This is a genomic window from Sulfuricurvum sp., from assembly GCF_031427015.1.
Lineage (GTDB): Bacteria > Campylobacterota > Campylobacteria > Campylobacterales > Sulfurimonadaceae > Sulfuricurvum.
The window spans coordinates 486,253-501,145 of the sequence record NZ_JASJOW010000002.1; the positions used below are offsets into that span (position 1 = coordinate 486,253).

Sequence of the window (14,893 nt, forward strand, 5' to 3'; positions counted from 1 at the left end):
GTGATAGGATAGTGTACCATAAAATTAAAACGTCGCAGAAGAGTTCCCCTCACTATTCTCGCCACTGATTTCAGAGACTTCCGCTTCGCTAATGGGAGTTTCTTCAGGGGCCGATTCACTGAAAAGATCGGTGATACTCTCATTACTTTCGTCTAGAGGTGTCTCTTCTATTTTAGGGGGTGCCATCACCTCTTTAAAATCAGGGATGACGATTCCTCTACGTTTCATGATCTTGTAAATAATACGGGCACGATTTTTGACGTATTTTTGGCTACCCGTAGGATTGTATTTGATCGGGTTAGGGAGAACGGCAGCCAAGCGTGAGGCTTCACGGGCGGTGAGCCTCTTGGCGCTTTTCCCGTAGTAATGACGTGCCGCTGCTTCGATTCCAAATATTCCGTCTCCCCATTCGGCAACATTAAGGTAGATTTCCAAGATACGACGCTTGGAGAGGGTACTTTCAATACGCCAAGTGATGATCGCCTCTTTGATTTTGCGTACGGGATTTTTACTCGGGGAGAGGTAAAGATTTTTAGAGAGTTGTTGGCTAATCGTACTTCCGCCGGCAACAGAACCTTTTTTAAGACTCCGCTCTATGGCTTGTTCCATCCCTTTGACATCAAAGCCGTCGTGGTTCCAAAATTTATCATCTTCTCCGATTAAAACCGCTTTAATAACATTGGGGGAAATATTTTCCATACTTACCCATCTGTGTTGAATCTCTTTATCACGGTTTTGTTCTGCCCACTCCTCTTGGCGGTATTCCATAAAAGCGGTAGGTATAGGTTTTTCTTCTTTTAAATCAGAGATATTCGGATAAATAAAATAACGGCCGATATCGATTGCTCCCCCGAATAGGAGCGCTAAAAAAATAAGTTTAAAAGTACGCATCATTAATCCATATTGAGTTTAGGCAGATGCCATTGTTTATAATACGCAAGAAGCCGCAAAAGGACCGCAAAGCCGGCAACACTCGCAACTCCCCATGTCGTGAGCATATCCATTTGTACTAAAAGAAGAAGTAAAATAGAGACGATAATAGCGATGGAACCGTAAAAATCACTGATCAGTACGGAGGGTACTTGATTGATCATCGTATCACGTAATACTCCTCCACCCACCGCGGTGAGGAAGCTCAAAATCATGACGCCGAAGAAATTAAATTCTACCTCGATGGCGAGTAGAGCACCTGTGATACTAAATGCGACAAGACCGATCGTATCACTAATGATAAAGAGCCATTGACGTTCCAGCTGCTCTCGGCGATAAAGGCGAAAAGCAAACGCGAGCAGGATTGTCGTGATAACGGTGATAGCCGGGTAGTATTCATTAAACGCAAAAGGGGTACGTCCTAGAATCACATCCCGTACAACACCTCCCCCTAATGCGGTGAGGGAAGCAGAGATAATAAGTCCGAGTAGATCAAGATTGTTGCGTACCCCAACCAAAAACCCGCTCAGGGCAAACGCGACGATTCCGAGAATATCGGCAGCAACGACAAGATCAAACATTTGCGGTACGGTAATTCTCTTTGAAACTCACATAACGTGCAGCGGAAGCGTAAAGTTCGGCAACTTCGTCATCGGTAAGCTCTCGTACCACTTTAGCCGGGGTTCCCATAATGAGCGAACGGGGAGGAAAAACTTTATTTTTGGTCACCAATGCTCCGGCACCGACGATGGACTCTTTTCCGATCACCGCGCCATCAAGTATGGTCGCAGACATTCCGATCAAACATGCGTCTTCGATGGTACAGCCGTGCAGCATCACACGATGCCCTACCGTGACATCATTGCCGATGATTGTAGGATAGCCGTCGCTCATATCATCGCGCTTGTGATGGGTAACGTGAACCATACTTAAATCTTGGATATTACTGCGATCGCCGATCGTGATAGTATGAACGTCTCCGCGTACGACACATCCAAACCAGATACTGACATCTTCACCCATTTTGACCCGCCCGATCACATCGGCGGAATCGGCGATCCAAACGCGATCTTTTATTTCAGGGGTGTAATGTTGATAGTTTCCAACCATATAAATCCTTGATTAGCTTTCTTTAAATAAGCGTGTCGTTAACTGTTGTACGTAGTTCGGAGTTTGTTTTTTGACCGAATTATACACTTTGTTGGTATGTGTTTCAACGATTTGATGGCTGTCGATAATATTGTGTCCGTCATGTGCTACTTTAAGATAGGTGCCGTCATTTTGTAACTCATGGGCAAGAACGTTATCCGAGGTTTGCAACTGTAAAATTTGAAGCAACTTATTCGAGGCCTCTTCCCCCGCTATCGGAGTCAAAAGTTCAATCCGACGGAGAAGATTTCGCGGCATCCAGTCGGCACTGGAGATATAAGTCTGCGGAGTAGAGTGTTTAAAATAAAAAATACGGGCATGTTCGAGATATTTTCCGATGATGGAGATCACCCGAATGTTATCGCTCATCCCCGGCACTCCCGGACGCAAACAACAGACACCGCGGATAATAAGCTCTATTTTAACACCTGCTTGAGAGGCTTTATAAAGGGCGCGAATAATATCTTCATCGACGAGAGCATTCATTTTGGCAATGATAATCCCCTCACTTCCCATGCGGGTCTCGTTATGGATAAGGGATAGTATTTTTGGCTTGATTTGCGTCGGTGCCATATAGAGTTCATTAAGTTTCCCTTTTTTACTGAATCCGGTGAGGAAGTGAAAAAAGCGAGTCATATCATACGTGATTGCGTCATTGCTCGTCATGTAGCTGATATCGGTATAGACGGTTGCGGTAGAGGGGTTATAATTTCCCGTCCCCAAATGGGCGTATTGTTTGAGTTTTCCATCCACACGGCGGGTAATGAGAGCCGCTTTTGCATGAACTTTAAATCCGGTGATACCGTAAATAACGTGTGCTCCGGCACTCTCCAGCGCTTTTGCCCATTGAAGATTATTTTCCTCATCGAAGCGGGCACGTAATTCTACCATTACGGTAACTTGTTTACCCGATTCGGCAGCAGCGATCAGGGATTGAACGATAACCGATTTAGAACCTGAACGATAGAGGGTCATACGAATCGAGACGACATCGGGATCTTTTGCCGCCGTTTGGATGAGGCGTACGACCGGCTCAAAACTCTCAAAAGGGTGAAAAAGGACGAGATCTTGTTTGTCGAGAATAGTATAGAGACTCTCATCCGAATCGAGCGGCGGAAGATTGCGAGGTTTGAAGCTAGGACTCGTAAGATGGGCAAAATCTTTATTTCCGACGACTTGCCAAAGGGCTCCGAGGTTTAGATAGGTTTGGAAACGGTAAATATCGTCTTTGAAAACATTCGCATGGCGGTTAAAAAAGTTGAGCAGATCATCATCGGCATGATTACTGAGTTCAAGTCGAACAATTTCCCCTTTTTTACGGAGTTTTAGTCCCTCTTCGAGGATCTCCATAAAATCATCCGCTTCTTCTTCTTCGATCGCGATATCGGCATTTCGGGTAATGCGAAATGCTGAGAATTTAATCAGTTCATAGCCGGGGAATAGGTCTTGGATATGTTCGGAGACGATACTTCCGATCGGGATATAAATACGGTTGTCGATATCGACGAAACGAGGGAGAACACGCGGTATGCGGATGATTCCGTAACGCTCGACACTCGTGTCGTCTTTATCCCGAAGTTTGACGATCTGTCCGAAACTGAGATTATTCAAATGGGGAAACGGATGGGTCGCATCGACGGCGATCGGGACGATTACCGGATAGATATTTTCTTTAAAATAGTTATCGAGAATATGTTGTTGTTGAGAGGTTACTTCTTTATACGATTTAAAAAAGATCCCCTCTTTTTCCAATTTTTCCATAATTCCGAGTAAACATGCTTCAACTTCTTGTTGCTCTTTATGTAAATAGGTGCGAATTTCACGCAATTGATGAAGCGGTGTGAAGCGATCCGCACCTGAGACATTGACCCCTGCACTGAACAGTTTTTTAAGCCCTGCGATACGGATCATGTAAAATTCATCGAGATTGGTTCCGTAAATGGCCAAAAATTTGAGTCGTTCGAATAGAGGGAGCGATTCATCTTGTGCTTGTTTCAAAACGCGGGTATTGAACTGGAGCCACGAAAGCTCTCGATTGATATAAAGTGCTGGATCTTTGTAATTATTAGGCATGGTTTCTACCGATTTTGGTTTTAAGTTAACGGGATTATATTATACTTAGGTAACAAAAAAGGAACACTATGGGTACATTTCAAATTTTAATGCTGGCGGCGACACTTTTTTTCGCATATCAGATTTATCGTCACGTTCAAACATTGGAAGACTCGTCTCCGAATAATGCCCAACCCGATATTCCTAAAACAGTAGAGGTATCCGCTTCGACACTAGTAGATAAAGCGGATGTCGCATATGAGCGTGGAGAGTTGGATAATGCAAAAAGGATGTTGGAAGAAGCGATAACACTGGAACCGGAAAATCCGGAGATTTTAAACAAGCTCGCCTTTGTTACCGCCAAATCGGGTGATCGGCTTAAAGGGATCGAATTGTATGAGCGCTCATTGGAACTCGATGAAAATGATGATTTGACCCATAATGCTATTGCCTCACTGTACCGCTCTGAAAATGCGTACGAACGCTCACAAGATCATTACCTCAAGGCAATAGAGATTGATGCCTCTTACGCCCAGACCTATTATAACTATGCCAATCTTCTCGTTGATATGGGAGAGATTGAAGAAGCGCGAAATATGTATAAGCGTGCGTTAGACCTACAGAGCGATTTTCCGCAGGCACGCGAGGCGCTTCTTTCGTTGGGGGTACATCCGTGATTGATGATCAAGCGCGCCTCGCCGTTTTAATCGATGCGGATAACTCTCAGCCTTCTATCATTGCAGGATTAATGGATGAGATCGCCGCACACGGCATTGCCAGCGTCAAGCGAATTTACGGTGATTGGACCGATACGAAACTCAAGGGATGGAAAAATGTCCTTTTAGAACACGGTCTTCATCCGATGCAGCAGTTTGCCTACACGACGGGGAAAAATGCGACCGACAGTGCGATGATTATCGATGCGATGGATCTGCTCTATACGAAAAACTTCGACGGCTTTTGCATTGTTTCCAGCGACAGCGACTTTACCCGTCTTGCCAGTCGTATCCGTGAATCGGGGATAAAAGTGTACGGGTTTGGGGAACAAAAAACACCCAAAGCGTTTATCGGGGTGTGTGATAAATTTATTTTTACCGAAAACCTTCGTCGCGATGCTAATCATAAAGAAGCTGCCACGACGAAAATCAAACCGGATAATAAAGCTCTGTTAGCGCTGGTACGCAATGCGGTCGAAGACACAACCAACGAAGCGGGATGGTCGTATTTAGGTTCCATCGGGCAAAATTTGATCAATAAATCTCCCGAATTCGATCCGCGCAGTTACGGGTATAAAAAACTTCTTGATTTGATTGAATCCTTAGGGGAGTTTGAATTCAAATTCTCTGATCCCTTATCGGGATCACAAGCGGTACACGTGCGGCTAAAGCGGCATAAAAGGAGCTATGAAAAATGACGGTACGAGAAATTTATACCTACCTTGATGAACTTTCCCCTTTTGTGACACAGGAAGGATGGGATAATTCGGGTCTTTTGGTCGGCGATTTCGCCCAAGAGATTACCCATGTCGTACTCAGTATCGACATAGATGAAGAGTTGATCGAGTCCATCCCAGAAAACGCCCTTTTAATTACCCACCATCCGATTATTTTCGGCGGACTCAAACAGCTTCAGTTCAATCAATATCCTGCAAAAATACTAGCACCTATGATTCGTAAAAACATTACGAATATTGCAATGCATACCAATTTTGACCAAACCCACCTTAACGATTATGTGGCGACTGAAGTGCTGGGATATCCCATTATCGCCAAAGAGGGGTTTGTTGCGTATTTAGGGGTTGATGAAGCGTATGAAACGTTTGCCGCTAAGATTAAAATTGCATTGGGATTACCGCATACGCGAGGGGTGAAATGCCACGATCACATCCGAACTTGTGCTCTAGTAACCGGTTCCGGTGCATCGCTGATGCGAAATATCGAAGCGGAGTGCTTTTTGACCGGAGATATTAAATATCACGATGCGATGGAGGCCAAGGCACTCGGATTATCGATGATTGACATCGGACACTATGAAAGTGAACGCTATTTTGGCGAGGTTCTAGGGGGGTATTTGGAAAAATTAGGATTGAGTGTTATAATTTCGCCATCTAAGAACCCCTTCACCTATCTTTGAGCTAAAATTAGGTAATCGTGTAACTCCAAAAGGAACCGTATGAACAAACACCTTGAACAATTAATCGAGCTCTCTCATGTTGATAAAGAGATCGATGCATTTGAACCGCAAATCGAAGAAGCGAACCTTCAGTATGAAGCTCTTTTAGCAAGTAAAAACAGCATCATTAATGAGATCAATGCTCTTAAACAAGAGATTAAAGATGAGCAAATTAAAAAACAGAAAAATGAGCTTCATCTTGCGGAACTCTCTGCAAAACTTGAAGAAAATGCTCGTAAAAGCGGTGAGGTTAAAACTGAACGTGAAATGAAATCGCTTCAACTTGAAGAAGAGATTGCAAAAGAGCAAGTGAGTTTTGCAAACGAAGAGATTGAACGTTTGGAAAAATTGATCGATCATAAGCAAGCTAAAATCGATGAGCTAGAAACAAAAGCCTCTGAAATTGAAGGGACTCTTTCTACAGTAAAAGCGGATGTTGATGTCAAATTGGCACGTATTGACGATGCACGTAAAGAGGTATTTACCCGAAAAGAGACTTTGGTCGGTGCGATGAATCAAAAAGGGCTTTCGTTTTATCAAAAAATCCGCCGTTGGGCAAAAAATACGACTGCCGTTCCTGTACGTAATCAAGCGTGCATGGGTTGTTACATGGCCATCAGTGATAAAGTCTATTCGGACGTTATCAAAGGCGAAGAGATTACTATGTGTCCACATTGCGGACGTATTCTATTCCTTGAGCCGGTTTCTGACGCTATCGGTGCGTAACGTAGTATTCGATCTTTTTTATACTTTGGTTGCGACGATTTTTTACGTCGTAGCCCTTCCCCTTTTGCTCTTTTTTGCATTTAAGAAAAAATATCGTGATTCAATTCCGGCACGATTTTTTGGCATTAAGAACCCGCCGTTTCAACCTCATGATATCTGGTTTCATGTCTGCTCATTGGGTGAAGCAAAAGCGATTGCACCGCTTTTAGAAAAACTGGGGAATCAACGGATTGCCATCAGTGTTATTACCCACACGGGATATGAAGCGGCATCCAAATATGCGGCGCAGGTGAGATATCTTCCCTATGAGATGTGGCTGTGGTTTTGGATTGAACGTCCTAAAACGGTAGTGGTACTCGAAGCGGAGTTTTGGTATCTGTTGTTTCGTCTAGCTCGGATCAGAGGCGCGCGGATTATTGCCCTCAATGCACGTATTAGTGATCGAAGTTTTCCAAAATATTACAGGATGCGGTGGTTTTATCGGATTTTACTCTCTCAGTGTGATCGTATTTTTTGCCAAAGCAGTGAAGATATGGTTCGCTTTATCGCTTTGGGGGCAAAGAATGTTGAAGTGGTCGGAAATATCAAACTTGCCCAAAAGATCGAGGCAAGTAAGCAGTATGTTAAACCCGAGGGGATGATCATTGTTGCCGCGAGTACCCATGAGGGGGAAGAGGAGGGGATTATTCGAGGATTTATTGCTTACCGCGAGCATAATCCTTTTGCCAAGCTTTTGGTCGTTCCTCGCCATCCCGAACGGTTTGCCAAAGTAGGAGAATTGATTGCTAAAACGGCTCCGATGATGCGTACGTCACGGTGGAGTGAGTCGCAATCGCTGGAGAGTGATATTGTCCTTATCGATGCGATGGGAGAGTTGAATAACCTCTACGCCATCAGCGATATAGCGATCTTAGGGGGGGCATTCGCACCCATTGGAGGACATAATCCTCTTGAACCGGCTCATTTTGGGTGCAAAATTATTACGGGGGAGCAGATGTTTTTACAACGGGAGTTGTTCAAGTACGTCTCTCATGTCCAATTTGTTTCGTTAGACAAGGTTTCCGAAGCGCTGATACATGCTGAGGATCTTCCCCCGTCACAGGTTAATGAAACTATTGATCTGCAAAAAGTATTAGATTATTTAACGGAGAATAAAAATGGAAAAACCAAAAGCGTATAAGCTCCTAGCGGAGCAAGAGGGAATATCCAACTCTGAGGCCAAATCACTGATTGATCGCGGTTTGGTTTATGTCGGAAACAACAAGGTGATGATCGCACGGGGTGAGATCAGTCCAAAGACGATTTTTATCGTTCAAAAAGTGGAAAAAGCACGTCCGATTTTTGAGAATGACGATTTAATCGTTATCGATAAACCGGCGTTTGTTAACTCGGATGAGATTGAGCGACAGTTTAAAGGCTCACAGCTTCTTCACCGACTTGATCGTGAAACAAGCGGTGTATTGATGTTGGTAAAAAATGAAGAGTTTCGTCTCAAAGCGATTAGCGAATTCAAAAAAGACAATGTCTATAAAGAATACGTGGCATGGGTAGAGGGGTTAGTAAGTGAGCCGTTTGTGATCGATCAGCCGCTTATTACCGAGAAAAAAGGGAACAAAGCCTATACCAAAGTTGCCAAAAAGGGGAAACCTGCGATTACTGAAGTGACACCGCTTGAAGTATCAGGGAAAAAAACCAAAGTACAGCTCATTATCCATCATGGACGAACGCACCAAATCCGTGCCCATATGAAATATGCGCAGCATCCGATTATCGGGGATGAGAGTTACGGCGGTCGTCAGTCGAAGCGGGTAATGCTACATGCGAAGAAAGTGACCTTGCTAGGACAGACATTTGAAGCGCCTGAGCCGAAAGTATTTGGACATTTCGGAAGTTAAATACTCTAATTGTAATTGAAGAAAAAATTAAGTATAATTCGAAACTTTTTATACCCTGTAACCAAAGCATTTAGGAGCTAAAGTGTTCGATACACTAACCGAATCGTTTACATCAGCTATACGCAAAATTCGTTTTCACGACGATGAAAAGGCGTTGACCAAGGCACTCGGCGAGCTTAAAAAAGCGTTGCTCAAAGCCGATGTAAATCATAAAGTCGTCAAAGAGCTGATTGATTCGGTTGAACTCCAAACCAAACAAAGCGGTATCGGAAAAGACCAATTTCTCGATGCGCTTCGCAAATCATTGTATGCTCTTTTGGATGTCAAAGGCAAATCGGGATTCATCTACGCTCCGGTAGCCCCGACCGTTATTTTGATGACGGGGCTACAAGGTTCGGGGAAAACGACGACGACGGGTAAGCTTGCCAACTGGCTTAAAACACGTCAGAAAAAACGGGTACTGGTCGTTGCGGCCGACTTACAGCGTCTTGCGGCAGTTGAGCAATTGCGTCAAGTGTGTGCCTCTATCGAAGTGGAACTCTATGCCGATGATGTGACGAAAAATCCGGTTGAAGTAGTCAAAGGGGCATTGGCCCATGCACAAAAAGCATTGGTCGATGTCGTATTGATCGATACCGCGGGACGTTTGGCGATTGATGATGAGTTGATGGGTGAATTGGCGGAAGTCAAAGCCGTCGCAAAACCGCATGAGATTTTCTACGTTGCCGATTCTCTATCGGGTCAAGACGCGGTTCGTACGGCAGGAACCTTTAACGAAAAAATCGGGATCGACGGGGTTATCCTTACTAAATACGACGGAGATTCCAAAGGGGGCGTTGCCTTGGGCATCGCTTCCCAGATTCAAGTACCGCTTCGCTTTATCGGTGCGGGTGAAAAAATGGAAGATCTCGAAATCTTCCTCCCTGATCGTATTGTCAACCGTCTTATGGGATTGGGTGATATCGAAGGTTTGGCTGAGCGAACCGCATCGGTTATCGATGAGAAAAGAGCGAAAGCCCTTACCAAAAAGATCAAAAAAGGGGAGTTTAACTTTAATGACTTCCTAGAGCAGATGGAGAGCCTCAAAAAAATGGGGAGCATGAAATCCATTATGGGGATGATCCCCGGAATGGGCGGAATGGCATCTGCGCTCAAAGATTTCGATTTGGAGAACTCTAGCCAGCTTAAACAAATCAAAGCGCTTGTTTCGTCAATGACGGTAAAAGAGCGTGAAGACCCTGAGCTCTTAAACAACAGCCGAAAAGCCCGTTTGGCAAAAGGGTGCGGTTTGGATATTATTGAAGTGAACCGTATTTTAAAACAATTTAAAAATGCTTCTAAGATGGCAAAACGGTTCTCCGGTAAATCGGGGATGAAAGACCTTCAGAGCATGATGGGTCAGATGCAAGGTGCGCGTTTACCGCGTTAACTTTGCCAAGGTTAAATGTTAAGGTGTGCACTCCTTCGAGTTCAATCCTTAGCATTTGAAGCAGCTTAGAGGTTTTTCTTTTACTTTTGTGGGTAAAACACTCTTCTAAGCTTCTTGGTGCAAAACAACATTTAAAGGACACACAATGGCAACAGTCATCCGTTTAACCCGTATGGGTCGCAAAAAACAACCTTTCTACCGTATCGCGGTAACCGATAGTCGCAAACGTCGCGACGGCGGTTGGATCGAATTGATTGGGTATTACAACCCAATGACAGACCCTATCACAACCAAAGTTGATGAAGAGCGTCTAAACTACTGGTTGAGCGTTGGCGCTCAAATGTCAGACCGCGTTAAAAAAATTACCGGTAAATAATGATGGTTGCGGACTTCGTCGCAGGTTTTGCTAAGTTAATAGCGTCTTATCCCGAAGAAATTCGGGTAGAATCGAATGAAGGCGACGAAGTGACCGAAATCGTTTTGTACGCCAATCAGGCGGATGTGGGCAAGCTTATCGGAAAAGAGGGCAAAATGATCGGCGCGATCAAAACCGTCATTTCCGGTTGTAAAGCTAAAGACGGAAAAAGTTACCGAATTAATGTCGAACCGATTTCGTAACTCACCCCCGAAAGATCTTCTTCATGTCGCCACGTTGGGCCGAGTTGTCGGCTTAAAAGGGGATATGAAACTTAACCTCTCCACCGATTTCCCTGAACAATTTAGTGCTAATGCCTCTTTTATTTTGGAAAACGGTAAAGAAGTCACTCTCTCCTCCTATAATCCTGATCGTGAACTAATCCATCTAAAAGGGATCGATTCTCCCGAAGCGGCCAAAGCACTCACCAATGCGAAACTTTTTACCACATTTGAAGCGACGCGTGAGCGCTGTAACTTGAGTGAGGGGGAGTTTTTTTGGTTTGATTTGTTAGGTTCGAGTGTTATGGAGGGTGAGATACTTTTAGGCAGCGTTCAAGAGATTGAGCGTATCGGCCCCTTGGATTATTTACTCGTGGCAACCGATAGTGCTTTAGTCGCTAAAGAGCTTCCTACTACTTTTTTAATCCCTTACATTGATCGTTTTGTTTTAAATGCCGATGCAAAGGGGAAAGTAATTACCGTAGAGGGCGGATTGGATCTGTTAGAGGCATCCTGATGCGTTTTACTTTTGTAACGATTTTCTCTAACCTTATAGACGGATATTTTCAAGATTCTATCCTTAAACGAGGTATTGAGTCAGGGAAATTTTCAGTCGATTATCTCAACCCAAGAGATTTTAGTACCTCGAAACATCATAAAGTGGACGACACTGCCGCAGGTGGAGGTGCAGGGATGTTAATGACACCTCAACCGTTGTTTGATGCCCTTCGCTCACTACCGCAAGAGGCTCATATCATTTTTGTGGCACCGGTAGGGAAACAATTTACCCAAAACGATGCCAAACGACTCGCAATGAAGTCCCATGTGGTCTTTGTGAGCGGACGCTATGAAGGGATCGATGAGAGGGTGGTTGAACGCTTTGGTGATGAAGTGTTCAGTATCGGCGATTACGTCCTCACAGGTGGAGAACTCCCCTCTTTGGTAATGACCGATGCCATTGTCCGAAACATCGAAGGTGTTTTGGGAAACAGTGAGTCATTGGAATATGAGAGTTTCGAATCGCCACTCCTAGAAGCCCCTTCGTTTGGAAAACCCCCTGTTTATGAGAATATGAGTGTTCCATCAGAATACTTAAAGGGAAATCACAGTAAAATTCGTGCACTAAAATCGTCTCTGTCTGAATGCAAAACAAAATACTTCAGACCGGAGCAGCTTCAAAAGCATAAAACAAGGACATCTTATGAAAAATAAGTACATTGCAAGTTTCGAACAAGCACAAATCGCTAACAAAAACGTTCCTGAGTTTCGCGCGGGTGATACACTTCGTCTTGCTGTAACCATTACAGAGGGCGAAAAGTCACGTGTTCAAAATTATGAAGGTATCTGTATCTCTATCCGTGGAGAAGGTACCGGTCGTACTATTACTGTACGTAAAATCGGTGCTAACGGTGTTGGTATCGAGCGTGTATTCCCAATCTACAGCGATAGCCTCGAGAAAATCGAAGTTCTCCGCCGTGGTCGTGTACGTCGTGCGAAATTGTTCTACCTTCGTGATCTTGCAGGTAAAGCAGCACGTATTAAAGAAATTCGTCGCAAATAATTCCCCTTGCCGCACTCTCTTGCGGCAAACTCATTACTTTCCCCATCAATCTTTTTATTCGAACAAACCTAAGCTTATTCCCCTTTTAATGCCCGTTCCATATCCCGTTTGAGACTTTTCTCTTTCAAATCATCCCGTTTATCGTAGAGCTTTTTACCTTTAACGATAGCCACTTGCATTTTGGCGAGGTTTTTATCGTTAAAATAGATGCTGAGAGGGACAAGGGTAAATCCCTCTTTCTCAACTGCTTTAAACATCTTGTCGATCTGTTTTTTGTGCAGAAGCAATTTACGGCTTCCTCGCTCTTCATGAGTGTAATAGTGGTGGGTGGTATCAAGCACGCCGATATGGACACCAAAGACGAATGCCTCACCTCGAACGATCTTGATAAAGCCGTCTTTGAGGTTGACCCGCCCGGCACGGAGTGCTTTGACTTCGGAGCCTTTGAGGACAAGTCCCGCTTCGAATTTCTCTTCGATGTAGTAGTCAAAAAAAGCTTTTTTATTGGTGGCTATATTTTCGCCCATAATTATTGTTCCTTGATCCTAAAAAAACTGCTTCCGCTTCCCGAGAAAAACCACCCCTCTTTTTCTTGCAGCTCTGGATAACATCCTAACGCGGCACTGTAAAGATCGTTTGCCTCTTTTGAGTTGAGAGTAGCTAATATCTCTAGTGAGGGGGTGGTTTCGAGACGAGTGGCCTCTTCGGCTGTGATAGGAGCATAGCGGTGTTCACGGTAGTAGCGATAGACTGCAGGGGTGCTGATTTGAAGTTCAGGGGTAGTTACTTCAAAATCAATTGAGGGCTCATTAAAGGGTTCGACAATCTCGCCGATGCCGCGCACGTTTGCAGACGCATAACCGTAGACAAAGAAGGGGACATCGGCACCGACATTCGAGCCGATCTTTGCTAGTTCTTCGATACTTAGACCTAATTGCAGTTCTTCATTGCACATTCGCAAAAAGGTTGCCGCATCGGAACTTCCGCCCCCGAGACCTGCAAAAGAGGGGATCTGTTTGTCGACGCAAATCGCATGATTTTCCATCCATTGTGAGAGGTTATCGGAGTGGGTAGCGGCGAGGAGATGTTTATAGGCTTTATAGATCGTATTAGAGTGTACATCGCAGTCGAAATTTCCACGTATCTCGAATTCAGGGGTCGATTTACTCTCAAACCAAAGAGTATCAAAAAGGTTATTAACACGCATAAACCGAGAGCTTAGGGTATGATATTCTCCCCGTACCCCGGTAATTTTTAGAAAAATGTTAACTTTAGCGTAGGCACGATGACAAATCATAGTTTTAATTTTTGAGCGAGCTGTTGTAGAAGTGATACATCATGTCCCGAAGAAGCTTCTTTGTTGGAGTTCTCTACCGCACGAACCAGTTCACTTCTCAGTACCCGAATATTATGGGGTGCATCGATTCCCAATTTGACGACCCCTTTTTCGATGGAGACCACTTTAACGGTGATCGTATCGGCGATAATGATTGATTCTTCAGGTCTGCGGGAGAGAATCAGCATGCTTCAACCTTGTTGAGTAGATAACGGACACCCTCGGGGGTAATCTCGAAGATTGTGATCGTGTCACCGTTGTCGATCCAGTAGGTTCCCTCTTCGCTAATATCGAAATCTTCGCGTAGCAGTGGTTGTCCTAAGAGAATCGTTTGTAATGTGCCATTATAGCGATTTTTAGTAATACCGAGAGAAGTTTTGATATCAAGAGGCGTTTCATTCTCGTAAATGAATTGCCCTTCATTGAGTCTTTCCAGCGCGGTAAGTGCCCCATCGGTTCCCAGAGCGGCAGCAATCATCTCTCCCAGAGATCGAATATAGGTCCCCTCGGATACGGTTGCTTCAAAGGTGACAAAAGGGTGGCAATAGTGAAGGAGTTTAAGTTCGAAGATAGTTGAAGTAATTTCATGCAAATCAACCTCTTTCCCTTCTCTCGCAAACTCATAAGCTCTGCGCCCTTCTATCCGCTTGGCACTGTATTTGGGGGGGAGATAAGTAAGTTCCCCTTCTAAGGAGCGGAGGATACTTTCTATTTGATCTGTCGTGACAGGGTGAACTTTAGCTATGGTTTCGATTTTTTCAATATCCAGTGTCGGGGAATAGGCACCAAGCCAAAGTGTCGCACGGTATCGTTTCGGTGTTTTATTTAAAAATCGGAACAATCGGCCGTGATTACCGAATGCAATGATCAAAACTCCTTTAGCGAACGGATCGAGAGTTCCGGAATAACCCGCTTTTTTGACTTTATAACGGCGTTTAAGCTGTCCTAAAAGTTGATTGGAACTAATACCGGAAGGTTTGTAGGCTACAAAAAGGCGGTTCATAGAG

20 protein-coding genes are annotated in these 14,893 nt (G+C 44.3%); 12 read left to right on the forward strand and 8 right to left on the reverse strand.

Going from position 1 to position 14,893, the window contains the following annotated elements; genetic code table 11:
- Positions 1-24: 24 nt before the first annotated feature.
- From mtgA to RMO68_RS04960, 4 genes are read right to left on the reverse strand one after another with little or no spacing between them, the layout of a single operon-like run.
- Positions 25-891, reverse strand: a complete 867-nt coding sequence (gene mtgA, locus RMO68_RS04945; protein WP_310439599.1) for a monofunctional biosynthetic peptidoglycan transglycosylase — start codon at positions 889-891, stop codon at positions 25-27.
- 2 nt (positions 892-893) lie between these two features.
- Positions 894-1,511, reverse strand: coding sequence for a trimeric intracellular cation channel family protein (locus RMO68_RS04950; protein ID WP_310439600.1), 618 nt, complete (start codon positions 1,509-1,511; stop codon positions 894-896).
- On the reverse strand, positions 1,504-2,040 hold the full coding sequence (locus RMO68_RS04955) for a gamma carbonic anhydrase family protein (protein WP_310439601.1): 537 nt from the start codon (positions 2,038-2,040) through the stop codon (positions 1,504-1,506). Before RMO68_RS04955 ends, RMO68_RS04950 begins: the two co-directional genes overlap by 8 nt.
- A gap of 12 nt (positions 2,041-2,052) precedes the next feature.
- The gene (locus RMO68_RS04960; protein ID WP_310439602.1) at positions 2,053-4,152 is read right to left on the reverse strand and encodes an RNA degradosome polyphosphate kinase; all 2,100 of its coding nucleotides are present in this window, start codon (positions 4,150-4,152) and stop codon (positions 2,053-2,055) included.
- Positions 4,153-4,220: 68 nt separating this feature from the next.
- Between RMO68_RS04960 and RMO68_RS04965 the strand changes: the two genes are divergently transcribed.
- The 12 genes from RMO68_RS04965 (at position 4,221) to rplS (ending at position 12,550) form a co-directional block, all read left to right on the forward strand.
- Entirely contained in the window at positions 4,221-4,808 is a 588-nt protein-coding gene (locus RMO68_RS04965) for a tetratricopeptide repeat protein (RefSeq protein ID WP_310439603.1), read from the forward strand.
- A complete protein-coding gene (locus tag RMO68_RS04970; RefSeq protein ID WP_310439605.1) occupies positions 4,805-5,545 on the forward strand; it encodes an NYN domain-containing protein in 741 nt (246 codons plus the stop codon). Before RMO68_RS04965 ends, RMO68_RS04970 begins: the two co-directional genes overlap by 4 nt.
- Positions 5,542-6,264, forward strand: a complete 723-nt coding sequence (locus RMO68_RS04975) for a Nif3-like dinuclear metal center hexameric protein (RefSeq protein WP_310439606.1) — start codon at positions 5,542-5,544, stop codon at positions 6,262-6,264. Before RMO68_RS04970 ends, RMO68_RS04975 begins: the two co-directional genes overlap by 4 nt.
- 39 nt (positions 6,265-6,303) lie before the next feature.
- The gene (locus RMO68_RS04980; RefSeq protein ID WP_310439607.1) at positions 6,304-7,029 is read left to right on the forward strand and encodes a zinc ribbon domain-containing protein; all 726 of its coding nucleotides are present in this window, start codon (positions 6,304-6,306) and stop codon (positions 7,027-7,029) included.
- Positions 6,998-8,209: a lipid IV(A) 3-deoxy-D-manno-octulosonic acid transferase gene (waaA, locus tag RMO68_RS04985; RefSeq protein ID WP_310439608.1), complete on the forward strand. Its 1,212-nt coding sequence runs from the start codon at positions 6,998-7,000 to the stop codon at positions 8,207-8,209. The genes RMO68_RS04980 and waaA overlap by 32 nt, the downstream gene beginning before the upstream one ends.
- Positions 8,187-8,924 carry an RluA family pseudouridine synthase gene (locus RMO68_RS04990; RefSeq protein ID WP_310439609.1) on the forward strand — a complete coding sequence of 246 codons (738 nt, stop codon included), beginning with the start codon at positions 8,187-8,189 and terminating at the stop codon, positions 8,922-8,924. Before waaA ends, RMO68_RS04990 begins: the two co-directional genes overlap by 23 nt.
- A gap of 82 nt (positions 8,925-9,006) precedes the next feature.
- On the forward strand, positions 9,007-10,353 hold the full coding sequence (gene ffh, locus RMO68_RS04995) for a signal recognition particle protein (RefSeq protein ID WP_310439610.1): 1,347 nt from the start codon (positions 9,007-9,009) through the stop codon (positions 10,351-10,353).
- A gap of 145 nt (positions 10,354-10,498) precedes the next feature.
- On the forward strand, positions 10,499-10,729 hold the full coding sequence (rpsP, locus tag RMO68_RS05000) for a 30S ribosomal protein S16 (protein ID WP_013459360.1): 231 nt from the start codon (positions 10,499-10,501) through the stop codon (positions 10,727-10,729).
- Between the two features lie 2 nt (positions 10,730-10,731).
- Positions 10,732-10,971 carry a KH domain-containing protein gene (locus RMO68_RS05005; protein WP_310439668.1) on the forward strand — a complete coding sequence of 80 codons (240 nt, stop codon included), beginning with the start codon at positions 10,732-10,734 and terminating at the stop codon, positions 10,969-10,971.
- Entirely contained in the window at positions 10,952-11,506 is a 555-nt protein-coding gene (rimM, locus tag RMO68_RS05010; protein WP_310439611.1) for a ribosome maturation factor RimM, read from the forward strand. Before RMO68_RS05005 ends, rimM begins: the two co-directional genes overlap by 20 nt.
- Positions 11,506-12,201, forward strand: coding sequence for a tRNA (guanosine(37)-N1)-methyltransferase TrmD (trmD, locus tag RMO68_RS05015; protein ID WP_310439612.1), 696 nt, complete (start codon positions 11,506-11,508; stop codon positions 12,199-12,201). The genes rimM and trmD overlap by 1 nt, the downstream gene beginning before the upstream one ends.
- Complete coding sequence (rplS, locus tag RMO68_RS05020; protein ID WP_015652941.1) at positions 12,191-12,550, forward strand: 50S ribosomal protein L19; 360 nt, start codon at positions 12,191-12,193, stop codon at positions 12,548-12,550. Before trmD ends, rplS begins: the two co-directional genes overlap by 11 nt.
- A gap of 74 nt (positions 12,551-12,624) precedes the next feature.
- On the opposite strand, the gene smpB is transcribed toward rplS, so the two are convergent.
- Genes smpB through truB form a run of 4 tightly spaced genes read right to left on the reverse strand, consistent with a single transcriptional unit; the run spans position 12,625 to position 14,889 of the window.
- Positions 12,625-13,077 (reverse strand): SsrA-binding protein SmpB, encoded by a 453-nt coding sequence (gene smpB / locus RMO68_RS05025; protein WP_304741453.1) that lies wholly within the window; start codon positions 13,075-13,077, stop codon positions 12,625-12,627.
- Between the two features lie 2 nt (positions 13,078-13,079).
- Positions 13,080-13,847, reverse strand: coding sequence for a 4-(cytidine 5'-diphospho)-2-C-methyl-D-erythritol kinase (locus tag RMO68_RS05030; protein WP_310439613.1), 768 nt, complete (start codon positions 13,845-13,847; stop codon positions 13,080-13,082).
- On the reverse strand, positions 13,844-14,074 hold the full coding sequence (gene csrA, locus RMO68_RS05035; protein WP_310439614.1) for a carbon storage regulator CsrA: 231 nt from the start codon (positions 14,072-14,074) through the stop codon (positions 13,844-13,846). The genes RMO68_RS05030 and csrA overlap by 4 nt, the downstream gene beginning before the upstream one ends.
- Entirely contained in the window at positions 14,068-14,889 is an 822-nt protein-coding gene (truB, locus tag RMO68_RS05040; protein ID WP_310439615.1) for a tRNA pseudouridine(55) synthase TruB, read from the reverse strand. The genes csrA and truB overlap by 7 nt, the downstream gene beginning before the upstream one ends.
- Positions 14,890-14,893: the final 4 nt, after the last annotated feature.